15 protein-coding genes are annotated in these 17224 nt (G+C 66.8%); 7 read left to right on the top strand and 8 right to left on the bottom strand.

Going from position 1 to position 17224, the window contains the following annotated elements; all coding sequences use genetic code 11:
• Nucleotides 1-33: 33 nt before the first annotated feature.
• On the bottom strand, nt 34-3915 hold the full coding sequence (locus ABIE24_RS09215) for a DNA-directed RNA polymerase subunit beta' (protein WP_354498948.1): 3882 nt from the start codon (nt 3913-3915) through the stop codon (nt 34-36).
• Nucleotides 3916-3961: 46 nt separating this feature from the next.
• Nucleotides 3962-7453, bottom strand: coding sequence for a DNA-directed RNA polymerase subunit beta (gene rpoB, locus ABIE24_RS09210; RefSeq protein WP_354498946.1), 3492 nt, complete (start codon nt 7451-7453; stop codon nt 3962-3964).
• A gap of 403 nt (nt 7454-7856) precedes the next feature.
• Between rpoB and ABIE24_RS09205 the strand changes: the two genes are divergently transcribed.
• A complete protein-coding gene (locus ABIE24_RS09205; protein ID WP_354498944.1) occupies nt 7857-8819 on the top strand; it encodes an endonuclease domain-containing protein in 963 nt (320 codons plus the stop codon).
• Between the two features lie 74 nt (nt 8820-8893).
• Here the strand turns inward: ABIE24_RS09205 and ABIE24_RS09200 are convergent, their stop codons facing one another.
• The 3 genes from ABIE24_RS09200 to ABIE24_RS09190 are packed head-to-tail and all read right to left on the bottom strand — an operon-like array spanning nt 8894 to nt 11129.
• Nucleotides 8894-9763 carry a 5-oxoprolinase subunit C family protein gene (locus ABIE24_RS09200; RefSeq protein ID WP_354498942.1) on the bottom strand — a complete coding sequence of 290 codons (870 nt, stop codon included), beginning with the start codon at nt 9761-9763 and terminating at the stop codon, nt 8894-8896.
• Complete coding sequence (locus tag ABIE24_RS09195) at nt 9760-10377, bottom strand: 5-oxoprolinase subunit B family protein (RefSeq protein WP_354498940.1); 618 nt, start codon at nt 10375-10377, stop codon at nt 9760-9762. Before ABIE24_RS09195 ends, ABIE24_RS09200 begins: the two co-directional genes overlap by 4 nt.
• Entirely contained in the window at nt 10374-11129 is a 756-nt protein-coding gene (locus tag ABIE24_RS09190; protein WP_354498938.1) for a LamB/YcsF family protein, read from the bottom strand. Before ABIE24_RS09190 ends, ABIE24_RS09195 begins: the two co-directional genes overlap by 4 nt.
• A 142-nt stretch (nt 11130-11271) precedes the next feature.
• Here ABIE24_RS09190 and ABIE24_RS09185 point away from each other — a divergent pair, with 142 nt between their 5' ends.
• The 6 genes from ABIE24_RS09185 to ABIE24_RS09160 all read left to right on the top strand — a co-directional run bounded on the left by ABIE24_RS09185 (nt 11272) and on the right by ABIE24_RS09160 (nt 15734).
• Nucleotides 11272-12147: a spermidine synthase gene (locus ABIE24_RS09185; protein ID WP_354498936.1), complete on the top strand. Its 876-nt coding sequence runs from the start codon at nt 11272-11274 to the stop codon at nt 12145-12147.
• A 1-nt stretch (nt 12148) separates the two neighbouring features.
• Complete coding sequence (locus ABIE24_RS09180) at nt 12149-13342, top strand: PQQ-dependent sugar dehydrogenase (protein ID WP_354498935.1); 1194 nt, start codon at nt 12149-12151, stop codon at nt 13340-13342.
• A 75-nt stretch (nt 13343-13417) separates the two neighbouring features.
• Nucleotides 13418-13942 (top strand): hypothetical protein, encoded by a 525-nt coding sequence (locus ABIE24_RS09175; protein WP_354498933.1) that lies wholly within the window; start codon nt 13418-13420, stop codon nt 13940-13942.
• 43 nt (nt 13943-13985) lie between these two features.
• On the top strand, nt 13986-14480 hold the full coding sequence (locus tag ABIE24_RS09170) for a SprT-like domain-containing protein (RefSeq protein WP_354498931.1): 495 nt from the start codon (nt 13986-13988) through the stop codon (nt 14478-14480).
• On the top strand, nt 14477-15022 hold the full coding sequence (locus ABIE24_RS09165) for a DUF1697 domain-containing protein (protein WP_354498929.1): 546 nt from the start codon (nt 14477-14479) through the stop codon (nt 15020-15022). The genes ABIE24_RS09170 and ABIE24_RS09165 overlap by 4 nt, the downstream gene beginning before the upstream one ends.
• A 91-nt stretch (nt 15023-15113) precedes the next feature.
• Entirely contained in the window at nt 15114-15734 is a 621-nt protein-coding gene (locus ABIE24_RS09160; protein ID WP_354498927.1) for a CGNR zinc finger domain-containing protein, read from the top strand.
• Nucleotides 15735-15740: 6 nt separating this feature from the next.
• On the opposite strand, the gene ABIE24_RS09155 is transcribed toward ABIE24_RS09160, so the two are convergent.
• Genes ABIE24_RS09155 through ABIE24_RS09145 form a run of 3 tightly spaced genes read right to left on the bottom strand, consistent with a single transcriptional unit; the run spans nt 15741 to nt 17142 of the window.
• Entirely contained in the window at nt 15741-16043 is a 303-nt protein-coding gene (locus ABIE24_RS09155; RefSeq protein ID WP_354498925.1) for a DUF427 domain-containing protein, read from the bottom strand.
• A 54-nt stretch (nt 16044-16097) separates the two neighbouring features.
• Nucleotides 16098-16640 carry a 2-phosphosulfolactate phosphatase gene (locus ABIE24_RS09150; RefSeq protein ID WP_354498923.1) on the bottom strand — a complete coding sequence of 181 codons (543 nt, stop codon included), beginning with the start codon at nt 16638-16640 and terminating at the stop codon, nt 16098-16100.
• A 40-nt stretch (nt 16641-16680) separates the two neighbouring features.
• Nucleotides 16681-17142, bottom strand: coding sequence for an EVE domain-containing protein (locus tag ABIE24_RS09145; RefSeq protein ID WP_354498921.1), 462 nt, complete (start codon nt 17140-17142; stop codon nt 16681-16683).
• Nucleotides 17143-17224 lie beyond the last annotated feature (82 nt).

Here is a 17224-nt window from a genome sequence, read left to right as displayed (position 1 = left end):
AAGCCGGGGCCTTTCGTGGATCAACCTGGAGACCTAGTTGTAGGTTCCCGGGGTGAAATCGTCGTTCGAGAAGGTGTCGAAGTCGACGAAGCCGAGGTCGGCCTCGTCGAACACACCATCCGTTGCGAAGATGCGGTTCGGGTAACGCTCAGCCTTCGCTTCTTCCGTCGCCTCAACGGTGACGTTGCGGTACTTGGCGAGGCCGGTACCAGCGGGGATGAGCTTACCGATGATGACGTTCTCCTTGAGGCCGAGCAGAGGATCGCTCTTGCCTTCCATGGCGGCCTGCGTCAGAACGCGGGTCGTCTCCTGGAACGAGGCGGCGGAGAGCCACGACTCGGTCGCAAGAGAAGCCTTGGTGATACCCATGACTTCCTGGCGGGCGGATGCGGTCTTCTTGCCCTCGGTGAGAGCGGCGCGGTTCAGCTCGTTGTACTTCATCCGGTCGACGAGCTCACCCGGCAGGAGTCCGGTGTCACCGTGGTCAACCACGGTCACCTTGCGGAGCATCTGACGAACGATGACTTCGATGTGCTTGTCGTGGATCGGCACGCCCTGTGAACGGTAGACGCCCTGGACGCCACCGACGAGGTGCTTCTGCACTTCACGCACACCGAGAACCCGCAGAACTTCCTTCGGGTCGACGGCACCGAGGTGCAGCGGCTGACCGAGCTCGACGTGCTGCCCGTCCTCGATGAGGAGGACGGCACGCTTGAGCACCGGGTAGATCACGGGCTCATCGCCGTTGTCCGGCGTGAGGATGATCTTGCGGCTGCGGTCGGTGTCTTCGATGTTGACGCGGCCGGCTGCCTCGACGATCGGCGTCGCACCCTTGGGGGTGCGGGCCTCGAAGAGCTCCTGCACGCGGGGAAGACCCTGCGTGATGTCATCAGCGGATGCCGAACCACCGGTGTGGAACGTACGCATCGTGAGCTGCGTTCCAGGCTCACCGATCGACTGGGCCGCGATGATGCCGACGGCCTCTCCGATGTCGACGAGCTGTCCGGTGGCGAGCGAGCGGCCGTAGCAGGCAGCACACACACCGACGGCGGACTCACAGGTCAGGACCGAGCGCACCTTGATGCTCTCGACACCGGCCTCGACCAGCTGGTCGATGAGAACGTCTCCGACGTCTGCACCGGCCTCGGCGACAACCGTGCCCTTCGGGTCGATGGCATCCGCGGCGAGCGAACGGGCGAACACGGAGTTCTCCACGTTGGCGTCACGCACGAGCGTTCCGGTCGAGTCGACAGCGGCGATCGCGAGCTCGAGGCCCTTGGTCGTTCCACAGTCGTCCTCGCGGATGATGACATCCTGCGACACGTCGACGAGACGACGCGTGAGGTACCCGGAGTCTGCGGTACGCAGAGCCGTGTCAGCCAGTCCCTTACGAGCACCGTGGGTTGCGATGAAGTACTCCGCAACACTCAGGCCTTCGCGGTAGGACGAGATGATCGGGCGAGGGATGATCTCACCCTTCGGGTTGTTCACCAGGCCACGCATACCCGCGATGTTGCGGATCTGCAGCCAGTTACCACGAGCACCCGATGTCACCATGCGGTTGATCGTGTTGTTCTCGGGGAAGTTAGCCCGCATGGCCTCTGCGACCTTTTCGGTGGCTTCGGTCCAGATCTTGATGAGCTCCTGGCGACGCTCGGCGTCGGTCGTGAGGCCCTTCTCGAACTGGCCCTGAACCTTCGCGGCCTGCTTCTCGTAGGTCTGGACGATCTCGCGCTTGTTCGGCGGGGTGAGAACGTCGCTCAGTGCAACGGTGACGCCGGAACGGGTTGCCCAGTGGAAACCGGCATCCTTGATGTTGTCCAGCGTTGCTGCCACGACGGTCTTCGGGTACCGCTCGGCGAGGTCGTTGACGATCGACGAGAGCTTGCCCTTGTCGGCGACGTCTTCCACGTACGGGTAGTCGTCCGGAAGCGCCTCGTTGAAGAGGGCGCGACCGAGCGTCGTGGTGACGAGGGAGACTCCGCTGCCTTCATAACCTTCAGGGGCTTCACCCTTGGCGAAGGAGATGTCGACGAGGCGGATCCGCACCTTGGCGTTGAGGTCGAGCGTCTTCTGGTCGAACGCGAGAATTGCTTCCGCGATCGAGGAGAACGCACGGCCTTCGCCCACGACACCCTCCTTGAGGGTGGTCAGGTGGTGCAGGCCGATGATCATGTCCTGCGTGGGCAGGGTGACCGGGCGGCCGTCGGACGGCTTGAGGATGTTGTTCGAGGCAAGCATCAGGATGCGAGCCTCGGCCTGGGCCTCGACCGAGAGCGGCAGGTGGACAGCCATCTGGTCGCCGTCGAAGTCTGCGTTGAACGCAGCACAGACGAGCGGGTGCAGCTGGATGGCCTTACCTTCGACGAGCTGAGGCTCGAAGGCCTGGATGCCCAGACGGTGCAGCGTGGGTGCACGGTTCAGCATGACCGGACGCTCGCGGATGATCTCTTCGAGAACGTCCCAGACCTCGGGACGGCTGCGCTCGACCATACGCTTCGCGGCCTTGATGTTCTGAGCGTGGCTCAGGTCGATCAGGCGCTTGATCACGAACGGCTTGAACAGCTCGAGAGCCATCTGCTTGGGCAGACCACACTGGTGCAGCTTCAGCTGGGGACCGACGATGATGACCGAACGGCCCGAGTAGTCGACGCGCTTTCCGAGCAGGTTCTGACGGAAGCGACCCTGCTTGCCCTTGAGCATGTCGCTCAGGGACTTGAGGGCGCGGTTACCGGTACCGGTGACCGGACGACCACGGCGACCGTTGTCGAACAGTGCGTCGACGGCCTCCTGAAGCATGCGCTTCTCGTTGTTGACGATGATCTCGGGGGCACCGAGGTCAAGCAGCCGACGCAGACGGTTGTTGCGGTTGATCACACGACGGTAGAGGTCGTTGAGGTCAGAGGTCGCGAAGCGGCCACCGTCGAGCTGCACCATCGGGCGCAGTTCGGGCGGGATCACCGGGACGACATCGAGAACCATGGCGGCCGGCGAGTTGCCGGTCGACAGGAACGAGTTGACGACACGGAGGCGCTTGATGGCGCGGATCTTCTTCTGGCCCTTGCCCTCGGCGATCTGCGTGTGCAGCAGTTCGCTCTCGGCGGCCAGGTCGAAGCTCAGCAGACGCTTCTTGATCGCCTCTGCACCCATGAACGCTTCGAAGTACATGCCGAAACGGTCCTGCAGTTCGTGGAAGACGGCATCCTCAGGCTTGAGGTCGCCGACCTTCAGGCTGCGGAAGTCGTCCCAGACACGCTCGAGGTGAGCGATCTGCTCGTCGTACGACTTACGGGACTGGCTCATCTCCTTCTCAGCGGCGTCCTTGGTGCGACGCTTCTGGTCGGCCTTGGCACCTTCGGCTTCGAGGGCGACGAGGTCGTCTTCGAGCTTCTTCAGGCGGTCGGCGATGCGGGAGTCCCGCTGGTCGCCGAGCGTCTTGATCTCAAGGCGGATCTCGTTCTCGAGTCCGGGCATGTCCTGGTGACGAGCATCCTCGTCGACAGAGATGACCATGTATGCGGCGAAGTAGATGACCTTTTCGAGGTCCTTCGGCGCCATGTCGAGCAGGTAACCCAAGCGCGAGGGGACGCCCTTGAAGTACCAGATGTGGGTGACGGGCGCAGCCAGCTCAATGTGCCCCATGCGCTCACGGCGCACGGAGGACTTGGTGACCTCAACGCCACAGCGCTCGCACACGATGCCCTTGAAGCGGACACGCTTGTACTTGCCACAGGAGCATTCCCAGTCACGGCTCGGGCCGAAGATCTGTTCACCGAACAGACCATCCTTCTCGGGCTTCAGGGTTCGGTAGTTGATGGTTTCGGGCTTCTTGACCTCACCGTACGACCAACGACGGATGTCGTCAGCGGTAGCCAGGCCAATGCGAAGCTCATCAAAAGTTGTTACGTCGAGCAATTTCTCTCCTAAAGAAAGATCTGAAGAATACTTCTCTTGGCCAGGCTTAGATCTCGTCGATGGACGACGACTCGAACCTGGAGGAAATGTTGATGCCGAGCTCTTCCGCAGCGCGGAAGGCGTCGTCGTCGGTGTCCTTGAGGCTGACCGCGGTGCCGTCGGCAGACAGCACTTCCACGTTCAGGCAGAGGGACTGCATTTCCTTGATCAGAACCTTGAAGGACTCGGGAATACCGGGCTCCTGGATGTTCTCACCCTTGACGATGGCCTCGTACACCTTCACGCGGCCGAGGATGTCGTCGCTCTTGATGGTGAGGAGTTCCTGGAGCGCGTATGCCGCACCGTAAGCCTCGAGGGCCCACACTTCCATCTCTCCGAAACGCTGGCCACCGAACTGCGCCTTACCACCCAGCGGCTGCTGCGTGATCATCGAGTACGGCCCGGTCGAACGAGCGTGGATCTTGTCGTCGACGAGGTGGTGCAGCTTGAGGATGTACATGTAACCGACCGAGATCGGCTCCGGGAACGGCTCGCCGGAACGGCCGTCGAACAGGTTGGCCTTTCCGCTGGAGCCGATGAGGCGGTCGCCGTCACGGGTGACGGTGGTCGAGTCGAGAAGACCTGCGATCTCTTCCTCGGATGCACCGTCGAACACCGGCGTTGCAACCTTGGTTCCGGCAGGAGCCTCGTGTGCTTCGGCCGGGAGGTGCTTCGCCCAGGTCGGCTTGCCTTCGACCTTCCAACCCTGCTGGGCAATCCAGCCGAGGTGGAGTTCGAGGACCTGGCCGAAGTTCATTCGACCCGGGATACCGAGCGGGTTGAGGATGATGTCGACAGGAGTTCCGTCTTCGAGGAACGGCATGTCCTCGATCGGCAGGATCTTCGAGATGACGCCCTTGTTGCCGTGACGACCGGAGAGCTTGTCACCCTCGGTGATCTTGCGCTTCTGGGCGATGTAGACCACGACGCGGCGGTTGACGCCCGAGCCGAGCTCGTCGTCACCGTCTTCGGCGTTGAACTCCTTGACGGCGATGATCGTGCCGCGCTCACCGTGGGGAACCTTGAGCGAGGTGTCGCGCACTTCGCGGCTCTTCTCGTTGAAGATCGCGCGGAGCAGACGCTCCTCGGCGGAGAGCTCGGTCTCGCCCTTCGGCGTGACCTTTCCGACGAGGATGTCACCGGGGCGGACTTCGGCGCCGATGCGGATGATGCCGCGCTCGTCGAGGTCCTTCAGGAGCTCAGGGCTGACGTTCGGAAGGTCACGGGTGATCTCTTCCTTGCCCAGCTTGGTGTCGCGCGAGTCGACCTCGTACTCCTCGATGTGAATCGAGGAGAGGGTGTCGTCCTTGACCAGGTTCTGGCTCAGGATGATCGCGTCCTCGAAGTTGTGGCCTTCCCATGACATGAATGCCACGAGGAGGTTCTTTCCGAGGGCGAGCTCGCCGTTCTCCGTTGCAGGGCCGTCTGCGATGACCTCGCCGGCCTCGATGCGGTCACCCGCGGAGACGATGACGCGGTTGTTGAAGCTCGTGCCCTGGTTAGAGCGGTCGAACTTGCGCAGGTAGTAGTCCTGTGTTCCACCCTCGTCGAGCTGGACGGTGACGACCTCGGCCGAAACCTCCATCACAACACCCGGCTTGTCGGCGGTGATCACGTCGCCGGCGTCGATGGCTGCGTAGCCCTCCATACCGGTTCCGACGATCGGCGACTCCGAGCGGAGCAGCGGAACTGCCTGACGCTGCATGTTGGCACCCATGAGTGCGCGGTTCGCGTCGTCGTGCTCGAGGAACGGGATGAGGCTCGTCGCGACCGACACCATCTGGCGCGGCGAGACATCCATGTAGCCGATGTCTTCTGCGGGGAAGAGGTCGACCTCTCCGCCCTTACGACGGGCGAGGACGCGGTCCTCGGTGAAGCGGCCGTCTGCCCTCAGCGGGGCGTTGGCCTGGGCGACGATGTAGTCGTCCTCTTCCATTGCCGTGAGGTAGTCGATGTCCTTCGTGACCAGGCCGTCGACGACGCGACGGTACGGGGTCTCGATGAAACCGAATGCGTTGATGCGGGCGAACGACGCGAGCGAACCGATCAGGCCGATGTTCGGGCCTTCAGGAGTCTCGATCGGGCACATGCGGCCGTAGTGGGACGGGTGAACGTCTCGCACCTCGACGCCTGCACGCTCACGCGACAGACCACCGGGGCCAAGAGCCGACAGGCGGCGCTTGTGGGTGAGGCCCGCGAGCGGGTTGTTCTGGTCCATGAACTGCGACAGCTGCGAGGTACCGAAGAACTCCTTGATCGCGGCGACGACGGGGCGCACGTTGATCAGGGTCTGCGGGGTGATCGCTTCGATGTCCTGCGTGGTCATGCGCTCGCGGACGACGCGCTCCATGCGGGACAGACCGGTGCGGACCTGGTTCTGGATGAGCTCGCCGACGGCGCGGATACGACGGTTACCGAAGTTGTCGATGTCGTCGATGTCGAGGCGGATGTCCGCCTTCTTGCCGTCGCGGAGGCCGACGAAGCTGGTCTCACCCGAGTGCAGGCGAACGAGGTACTTGATCGTCTCGACGATGTCGTCGACGGTCAGGACCGAGTCGCTGAGGGGGGCGTCAAGACCGAGCTTCTTGTTGATCTTGTAACGGCCGACCTTCGCGAGGTCGTAGCGCTTGCCGTTGAAGTAGAAGTTGTCGAGGAGCGCGCGGGCAGCCTCAGCGGCAACCTGCTCTCCCGGACGGAGCTTGCGGTAGATGTCGCGGAGCGCGTCTTCCTTGGTGAGGATCGTGTCCTTCTCCAGGGTGAGCTCGATCGACTCGAAGCCCTTGAACTTCTCCATGATGTCTTCGCTCGTCAGGCCGAGGGCCTTGAGGAAGACGGTGACCGACTGCTTGCGCTTGCGGTCGATGCGAACGCCGACCTGGTCGCGCTTGTCGATCTCGAACTCGAGCCATGCGCCACGGCTCGGGATGATGCGGGCAGAGAAGATGTCCTTGTCGGACGTTTTCTCCTGGTTGCGGTCGAAGTAGACACCGGGGCTGCGGACGAGCTGAGACACGACGACACGCTCGGTGCCGTTGATGATGAACGTGCCCTTTTCGGTCATGAGCGGGAAGTCGCCCATGAACACGGTCTGAGTCTTGATCTCACCGGTGAGGTGGTTCATGAACTCGGCCTCGACGTAGAGAGGAGCGGCGTAGGTCTTGCCACGCTCCTTGCACTCGTCGATCGAATACTTCTCCGGCTCCAGGAAGGGGCTGGTGAAGCTCAGCTGCATGGTCTCGCCGAGGTCCTCGATGGGCGAGATCTCCTCGAAGATCTCATCGAGGCCGGAGTGAGTCGGCAGGTCCTGGCGGCCGGACTTCGTGGCTTCGTCGATGCGTGATTTCCACACATCGTTGCCCACGAGCCAGTCAAAGCTCTCGGTCTGCAAAGCAAGCAGATCCGGAACCGTCAGGGTGTCGGTGATCTTCGCGAACGACAGACGCGATGCGTCGCGGCCGTTCTTGGGTGAGTTGGTGGATGCGTTGCGCGCAGCAGCCAAGGAAATAACCTCCGTGGGCCCTCGTACAGGCTCTAGTTACTGGTAGTAATGGAGAACTCGTCAAACGCCATCAAAGAATGGTGCACTTTTCAGGGGAAAAGGACACTAGGCCGACCGCAATATGAAGGCATGGGAAACGTCTGGGAGCGCAAGGATCTACTATATGCCTCCTGACGCGCCGTGTCCAGCGAATTCCTTGACGGACCCCGCCGCCTGCGGTATAACCGCGGCCCGGCCCTCCCCCGAGTTGCTACGTTTGCAGTGGTCCTGAGCCGTCCGAACCCCGGCAAACCCAGCAACTCGCGGGGGTTGAGGGCCCTCCACAGGTTCCGTTACGCGAGCCAAAATTCACAGAAGTCATTCAGGCGCGACCTGCGGGTCCGGCGTCGACGACGCTGCCAGAATGACCAGACGGAAACCACTTCCCGGCGAACTCGGACCGGGCCCCTTCACCGTCGCCGACGCTGTGGCGCTGGGGGTGACGCGCGACCGCCTCGCCGCCTCCGACCTCATGAAGCCGTTCGCCGGCATCCGCATGCCCGCGCAACCGGAGACACCTCCCCCGCAGTCCGACGCTGAATGGCTGCAGATCTTCGCCGCCCATCAGCGTGACAATCGAGACCTGTGCGCCGCGTACCGGTTGCGGATGCCGCCTGCCGCCTTTTTCTGCGGACCGACCGCGGCGCTGCTGCACGGAGCTCCGCTGCCGTACTGGCTGTCGGCCGACCGTCGTCTTCACGTCGGGCTGCCCGAGGACTGCCGCGCCGTGCAGGTGGTCGGCGCGATCGGCCACAGTTACACCATCGATCCGGCACAGGTGATGACCGGGGTCGTCGGGCGCCTCACGACACCAGAGAGGACCTGGTGCGACCTTGCGCGGACGATCCGCCTTCCCGAGCTCGTTGCCGTCGGCGATTACCTCATCCACTGGAACAGCCCCCTGTCCTCGCGCGACCGGCTGGCCGTCACCGTCCACCTGCAGAAAGGCCAGCGGGGCGTGAAGAACCTGCGCACAGCCCTGACCCTCCTCAACGAGCGTGCGGAGTCGCCAAAGGAATCGATCCTGCGGGTTCAACTCATCCTGGGCGGGCTCCCCGCACCGGAGGTCAACGCGGACGTCTTCGACACGCAGGGGCGCTTCATCGGACGCGTGGACATGATGTACCGCCAGTACGGACTCATCCTCGAGTACGAGGGCCTGCAACACCTGATGGATCCGGATCAGTGGCAGCGAGACATCGAGCGTGTCCAAAAGCTCGAGGATGAAGGGTGGCGGGTGATCCGGGTGACCAGGGCCGACCTGGCCAACACGCGCGACCTCATCGCGCGGATCCGTGCCCACATCCGCACCCGACGCCTCGCATGATCCGCGAACTGCTGGGTTTGCAGGGGTCCGGGCCGCCCCGAACCCCCTCAAGGTCAGCAACTCGCGAAGAGAGGTTACGGCCGGGCGTGCCGAAAGGCGAGCTGCTGGCCGGGGCGCAGCTGCGCAAACACATCGAGGGCCCCGGATGCCACGACCGCGATCACCGGATACCCACCGGTCGTCGGGTGGTCGGCCAGCAGCACCGTGGGGAGCCCGGACGGCGGCACCTGCAACGCCCCCGCGACCATCCCTTCGCTGGGCAGTTCGCCACGGGCATCCGCTCGCTCGAGCGGCTGCCCCTCCAGCCGCGCCCCGACGCGGTTCGACGCCGAACCGAGCGTCCAGGTTCCGGTGAACAGCCGCTCGAGCGCCCCGGACGTGAACCAGTCCGCACGCGGTCCGACGGAGAGCGGCACGGTCACCGGGCCGGGGTCCGGCGGGCTCCACGGTGCGACATCGAGCGCCGGGATGCCGGCCGTGTGCGGCGAACCGATCGGAAGCACGTCACCGTCGCGCACCGGCGCCGGGCCGATGCCCGAGAGGAGGTCCGTCGACCGCGACCCCAAAACCGGCGGCACGTCCCATCCACCGCTCACCGCCAGGTAGTACCGCAGCCCGGACGACGCGGGCCCGATCTCCACAGCCGCACCGGCAGCGACGAACACCGGATGGTTCGGGTCGACCGGGCGACCGCCGACCGACACCGGTCCCCACGCTCCGGTCACGGCGATCCACGCGTCCTGGTCGGCGACACCCGAGAACGGGCCGACGGTGATCTCCAGCACGGCCGAGCCTTCGGCGTTTCCGACGAGCCGGTTGCCGAGGGTCAGCGCCCGGCGGTCGAGCGCACCGGATCCGCTCACCCCGAGTGCCGCGTACCCCGGCCGGCCCAGGTCCTGGACGGTGGTGAGCGGCCCGGCGGCGAGCACGGTCAGCGCGCTCATGACACCGCCCGGAACCGGACGACCCGACCCGGTGTGAGCAGGGCGGGCGGCGTGGCATCCGGGTTCCACAGCTCGGCGTCGGTCCGGCCGATGATCTGCCAGCCACCGGGAGACGACCGCGGATACACGCCGGTGTACTCCCCGGCGAGACCCACCGCACCGGCCGGAACGCTCGTGCGCGGGCTCGACCGCCGCGGCACGACGAGCCGGTTCGAGTCGGACACGAGGTAACCGAAACCGGGGGCGAACCCGACGAAGGCGACCCGCCAGACGGATGCCGTGTGCGCGTGCACGACCTCCCGCTCGGGTATCGACAGGAGGGCGGCGACCTCGGCGAGGTCCTCCCCCGAATACTCCACGTCGATCTCGACGGCGTCGCTCTCCCCCCACACCTCCGGCGGCAGCGGCGGGGTGGACCGGATCCAGCCCGCTACGCGGTCGGCCGGCAGGATCGCCGGGTCGAAGGTGACGAGCACGGTGCGGGCTGCGGGCACGATGTCGACGATCCCGGCCGGCGGGCGAGCCGAGAGCCCGGCATGCAGCGCGAGGACCGCGTCGAGGTCGTCGCAGTCGATGAGCATGGCCCGGTCGCCGGCGGCGTGCAACACACTCATACGGCGGCCCGCACCTCGACGCCGGCTTCGGCGAGCGCCCGCCGCACCGCGCGGGCCATGGCGACGGCATCCGGGGTGTCGCCGTGCACGCAGAGCGAGTCGACCTCGATCGACAGCAGGGTGCCGTCGAGCGCACGCACCGTGCCCTCGGTGACCATCGTGAGGGCCCGCGCGGCGATCTCATCCTCGCCGTGCAGCACGGCGCCGGGCCACTTGCGCGGCGCGAGCGACCCGTTGCGCTGATAGGCGCGGTCGACGAAGGCCTCCCGCAGGAACGGAAGCCCGTGGGCGGCGGCCGCCGCCTCGACGCGGGATCCGGACAGGCCCATCAGCGGAAGCCCGGGCGAGAACTGCGCGACCGCGCTCGCGACGGCATCCGCCTTGCGATCGTCATGGACGATGCGGTTGTAGAGCGCACCGTGCGGCTTCACATAGCGGATGTCGGTGCCCGCCTTCTCGGCGGCCCCGGCGAGCGCCGCGAGCTGTTCGAGGATCTCGTCGATGAGCACGGCGGGGAGCACTTCGAGGTCGGCGCGGCCGAAATGGGCCCGGTCACGGTAGGAGACGTGCGCCCCGACCCTGACGTCGTGTTCGATCGCGAGGAGGCAGGACGCGTACATCGAGTCGGCGTCTCCGGCGTGGAATCCGCAGGCGATGCTGGCGCTCGTAATGAGCGGGAACAGGGCGGCGTCGTCCGCGGTGGCGCGGCCGTCCACCGTCTCACCGAGGTCGCAGTTGAGGTCGACGCGCATGACTTCAGGCTATCTGCGCGGGGGCGGCTCCTGCAGCGCGTGTTCGCAACTTCGCCAGATTCTCGCCGTAACTCACCCGGACGGTGGGCCAGGCCCCGCAGACGCCGGGATTCCCCGAGGTTACGAAAGGTAGGCTCGACGCATGGCAGCGAGAGAGACCGACAACCCCCAGATCCGTCTCGCGTCGAGCGGCCAGCTGGCCGTCATCGAGGCGGACAAGTGGGTTCCGGGCAGCTTCCAGCTCGTGGTCGACGGCACACCGCAGTCGCACGTGAACCTCGACGACCCGACGAACCTGTTCTTCGAGTACATCCAGCGCATCGGCCACGTCATCGACGAGGTGCGCACGCCGGGTGCGCCGATCACCGCCGTGCACCTCGGCGCCGGCGCGCTGACGCTGCCCCGCTACATCGAAGCGACCCGGCCCGGCAGCAGGCAGCAGGTCGTCGAACTGGAACAGGACCTGATCGACTTCGTGCGCGAGCACCTGCCCTGGTCGAAGCGCGCGGCCATCCGGATTCGTTACGGCGACGCCCGGGAGGTGCTCGGCCGGCTGCCCAAGGGCCTCGCCGGCAGCGTCGACCTCGTCATCGTCGACATCTTCTCCGGCGCCAGGACCCCCGCGCACGTGACCAGCATCGAGTTCTACCGTGAAGCGGCCGCCCTGCTCGCGCCCGACGGCATCCTCGTCATCAACATCGCCGACGGCCCCGGCCTCGCCTTCGCCCGCGGGCAGGCCGCCACCGTGCAGGAGGCCGTCGGGCACGTCGCCGTGCTCGCCGAAGCGCAGATCCTCAAGGGCCGGCGGTTCGGCAACGTCGTCCTGATCGGCTCGAACACCGAGCTGCCGATGCACTTCATTCCCCGCCTCCTCGCCGGCGGACCCCACCCGGCGAAGGCCGTCGCGGGGGCCGAGCTCCGCCAGTTCTTCGCCGGCGCCTCGGTGGTGACGGACGAGACTGCCGTGCCGTCGCCGACCCCCGCGCAGACCATCTTCCAGGTGCGGTCGGGCAACTGACATGCGCAGGCGAAGGGCGACGGTCGCGGCCCTGGCCGCGGTTCTGCTCGCCGTTCCGATCCTGGCCGGCTGCACGACAGCGACGCCCGCACCGAGTGCTCGGCCCACCGGGCCGGACACGCCCGCGCCTTCCCCGACCGGAACCCCACCCGTCTCCCCGACGGGCGTGACGACAGTGCTCGCGACCGGACTCGACGCGCCCTGGTCGATCCTCCGGCTCGGCGACAGCACCCTGCTCAGCTACCGCGACACCGGGCAGATCATGGAGCTGACCCCGACCGGCGAGCTTCGCGAAGCGGCCGTGGTTCCCGGCGTCGACCCTGGCGGCGAAGGCGGGCTGCTCGGCCTCGCCGCGCGCACGCAGGACGAACAACACTGGATCTACGCCTACCTCACCGCCGCACGAGACAACCGCGTCGTGCGGATGCCGCTCGGCGGCTCCCCCGGCAGCCTCACGCTCGGGGCTGTTGAGGTCGTGCTCGAGGGGTTGGCGAAGGCCGGCAACCACAACGGCGGTCGGATCGCCTTCGGCCCGGACGGGATGTTGTACGTGACGGTCGGCGACGCGGGGAACGGCAACCTCGCCCAGGACCCCGCCTCGCTCAACGGCAAGATCCTGCGGGTCACCCCGACCGGCGAGGTGCCGCAGGACAACCCGATCGACGGCTCAGAAGTCTGGTCGCTCGGGCACCGCAACCCGCAGGGACTCGCCTGGGACGCGGACGGCAGGCTCTGGGCGAGCGAGTTCGGCCAGAACACGTGGGACGAACTCAACCTCATCGAACCGGGCAAGAACTACGGCTGGCCGAGGGTCGAAGGGCAGGCGGGCGACCCCGAGTTCGTCGACCCCGCCTACCAGTGGTCGACAGACGAGGCCAGCCCGAGCGGCCTCACCGTCGTCGACAACACCCTGTTCATGGCCGCGCTCCGGGGTCAGCGCCTGTGGGGGATCCTCGACGGCGTCCACGTCCCAGAGGGTAGCCGCGGACTCGAGGGTGTGGTGACGGCATCCGCGTATTTCGATCGGGAATTCGGCCGGATCCGCGACGTGGCGCCGGGCCCGGACGGCACCCTCTGGCTGATCACGAACAACACCGACGGGCGCGGCACGCCGGGGCCCGACGACGACCGGCTGATCGAAGTCGCCCTCGCGCCTCTCGTCGAGGGGCGCGCCACCAAATCCGAGTCCGAATGACGACAGGCGCACCGCCTGACTCGCAAAGCGAGCACCCCGGGTTAACCTCGACTGAGAGACCGTACGATCCGATCGTTGGAGCACACCCTGAGCATCATCCTTGGCTATGACGCCTCAACCCTGCGTGAGAAGGTCGACCTCAAGGCTGTTGGGGATCGACTGCTCGAACTGGGCGACATGCGCAGCCTGAGCGCACTCTGCGAGAAGGCCTGGCTGCTGAAAGTCGCCGGCCAGCTCGACGAGGCCCTCGACGTGGCCAACCAGTGCGTGCGGCTCGCGCGCTTCACCGGCGACCGCAAGGGACTGATGCAGCCCCGGATGCTCCGCGCCCAGGTCCTCCAGTTCCGTGGCGCCTACGAGGAGGCGCTGCACGAACTGTCGTCGCTCATCAATGAAGCGCACACCCACGACTGGAAGATGCTCGAGGCACTCGCGCTGCAGCACCGCGGCAAGGTGTACTTCGACCAGGGCGAGTTCAAACCGGCGCTCGCCGATTTCAAAGCCTCCGTCCGCCTGCGCACCGACCTGGGCGCCACGGACGACGAGCTGGAATCCCCGCAGATCGCCGTCGCCATCACGGAGTCGTTCCTCGGCCGCTGAACGCGGTCGAGCGAATGTCAGCGGCCCGCGCTAGCGTATTGCCATGTCCGATCTGGTCCGGGTCCGATTGTGGGCCGACTCGCTGATAAAGCTGCACCTCGATCCGGCCGTGTGGTCGTTCGGGTTCGACAACGCCAAACGCCGTGCCGGGCTGTGCAACTTCACCACGAAGCGGATCACCGTCTCCCGCTACCTCGCCACGCGGTTCGACGACGACGAGATCCACCAGATCCTGCTGCACGAAGTCGCCCATGCCCTCGCCGGGCCGCGGGCCGGTCACGGTGCGGCGTGGAAGCGGATCGCCGCCGACCTCGGCTACGAGGGCTCGCGGCTGCACCACGGCGAAACCGCCGACGAGCTGGCCCCCTGGGTCGGCTCGTGCCCCAACGGCCACACCCTGTACCGCTACCGGCAACCCAAACACCACACGTCGTGCGGGGTCTGCTCGCGCCGGTTCGACCCCCGCTTCGCGATCGACTGGCATCACCGGGTCATCACGCCGGCGATGCGGCAGCGCGCCGCAGCCCAGGCGACATGACGCCAGTCAGGTCCGACGCGGGCGCCCGCAACCTCCGGATCGCCCTCCTTCGCGGTGTCAACGTCGGCGGCGTCACCGTGAAATCAGCGGCGCTGGCCGACGTGTTCCGCGACCTGGGCTGCACCGACGTGCGCACCGTGCTGGCCAGCGGCAACGTGCTGTTTTCTCCCGACGACAGCACCCCTGTCACTGCGGAGGCGGTCGAGAAGGCACTGTCCTCCGCCTTCGGCTACTCCGCCCGGGTGATCCTCACCGACCAGGCCGCGGTGCGCGAGATCGTCGAGGCGTATCCCTTCGACGAGGTCGACGACCGGCAGCCGTACGTGGTGTTCGTGTCGCAACCGGGTGACATCCGCGCCCTTCTCGACCTGGCCGGCGACCTCGACACCGACGTGGAACGTGTGCAGGCCGGCGACGGCGTTCTCTACTGGGAGGTGCGCAAGGGGATGTCGACCGACAGTCCCTTCTCGAAGCGGACGGCGCGGATGCCGGGCGTCCTCACGACCACGCGCAACCTGCGCACGCTGCGCAAGCTGCTCTGAATCGTCCGCGCCGCCGCGGCCCGCCTAACCGGTGTCGCCAAACCGGTGCGGCCACACCGGCGTTGACCGAGTAACCGGATAGCGTGGTTCCATGAGCGACGGAACCGAGGCCCCCACCGGCCAATGGTTCACGTCGCTCGACGGGACCCGCTGGTGGTTCGACTCGGGCTCGCTCGCCCTGGACTTCACGTACACCGGTCCCCTCGGCGTCGCGGAGGCGGCGACCGACTCGCCGGATGAGACCCTGCGGTCGCCGGCAGACCTCACCTCCTGGCTGGCGGGCCGACTCCCGGGCACCGAGGCCGGCGACCGTGACCTGGCCGATGCCGTCACCCTCCGCGGGGCGATCGGTCGGCTGGCGCTCGCGTCCAGCGCCGACGACCCGGCGAACGCCCGCGACATCGACCTGCTCAACCTGTACGCCGCGACCCCCGACATCCCGCCGCGCCTTGCCGGGGGCACGCTGCAGGCCGGCCGGACCGAACCGCGCGCCGCTCAGGCCCTGTCGACGATCGCCCGGGATGCCGTGGCGCTGCTCTCGGGAAGCACCCCTGGACGTATCCGCGGGTGCGACGCCGAGGACTGCGACATGATCTACCTCGACACCTCGCGGGCAGGGAACCGCCGCTGGTGCTCGATGCAGCGGTGCGGCAACCGGCACAAGGTGCGCGCCCACCGTGCGAGGACTGCGGGCCAGGCCGCTCCTCGCTGATCGTCGCTATTCGCTGATGATCACCGAGCGGTCGAACGCGACAAACCCTGAGTAGTCCTGACCCACACGGCCGAACGAGCTCGGGTACGGCTGCGGATAACTCCAGGCCAGGTCTTTCCGCGGCTGCCCGCCGGTGGTCACCGTGAAGTACTGCGCCTCACCCTTCCAGCCGCAGGTGTACGGGGTCGGGCTCTCGACGAACAGCTCGGCGACGAGGCTCGTGGGCGGGAAGTACCAGTTGCCCTCGATCTTGACGAGCTCGCTGGTCGGGGCCTCGGCGAGGACGGTGTCGCGGTGGGTGGCTTTCATGGCTGCAGCATACGCCTGCCGGCTGCCCGGCAACCCAGGCCGGCAACCAGCGGCTCAGTCGCGGAGGACCGCGACCTCAGCCGACGAGTCCACCCGAGCGGCGGCGACCACGCGCTCACGCTCGCCGTCGGCGATCAGCGCCTGCCCGTCGACGGATGCCGTGAACAGGTGCCCGACGGCGTTCCGGAGGTTGTCGAAGGCGGCGGAGGCCACTGCGGCCTCCGGTGAGGTGAAGTCGATGCCGCGGGTGATCAGGGCGTCGATCACGGCGCCCGCCGCGAGAAGGTCGGGAGCCGAGGCGGTTCCGTCCCGGCCGGCCGCCACGACGGCGATCGACACCCGGCGGCCGAGGCGCACCTGGTGGTCGAGCGCCCAGGTGGCGACAGCGCTCCGGTTGGTCAGATTTGCGGCGATCACCGTCGCAGCGGGAGTGTCGAGGGCGACGCCGGCATCGGCGAGCGCGAGGGGGTCGACCCAGATCAGCAGGTCGGCGTCCGCGACACGGTCGAGTCCTCCCTGGCCGGCGTCGAACCGGACCTGGTACTTCGACTGGGCGGCGAACGGCACGGTGACCTGCGGGAGCGTGGAGTCGGGCATGACTCCAGCGTAACGACGGCCGCCCGGCGCCTCGGCTGTGTTACAGCCAGTGACGTTCCTCCGGGTAACGGCGGTCGTCCGGCGACGGGCGACGCGTGGCATCCCGGATGACCTCGAAATCGTGCCGGGAAAGCTCGATCAGCCCCGCACGCAACTGGTATCCCCAGTTCGGCGCGTTGCGGGTGAAGTCGAGGGCGCCGAGCAGGGGACGGATCGGCGCGGGCTCGGCCGCGAGGTCCCAGTCGACCCGGCGCCGCCACGGTTTCCAGTCCAGCGACAGTGCCTGGTAGATCTCGGTGCCGGCGATGCGCCCGATCGCCGTGAACTGCTTCAGGGGGTCACCCTCCTGCTCGGTCTTCGGCGAGTAATAGACGATGCCGTCTGCCTCGCCCATCCGCTCGAGGTTCGGGCGGGTGCCGTGGCTGACCTGGGCGATGCCGAGGTCGACGGCGGTGCGAACATGGTCGCGCGACGCCACCGCCAGCCAGTATCGAATCGCCATGCTCCCTGTTTAGCGCACCCGCGGTGGCGCGCTTCGCCAGTTGCCGGTGCCGACGGCCGGGTTTTGCCGGTTTGCTGGGATT

Source organism: Mycetocola sp. 2940, assembly GCF_040548835.1.
In the GTDB taxonomy this organism is placed as follows: domain Bacteria; phylum Actinomycetota; class Actinomycetes; order Actinomycetales; family Microbacteriaceae; genus Mycetocola_A.
Note: the sequence above shows the minus strand (reverse complement) of the source record. Positions and strands in the feature narration are given on the sequence as shown.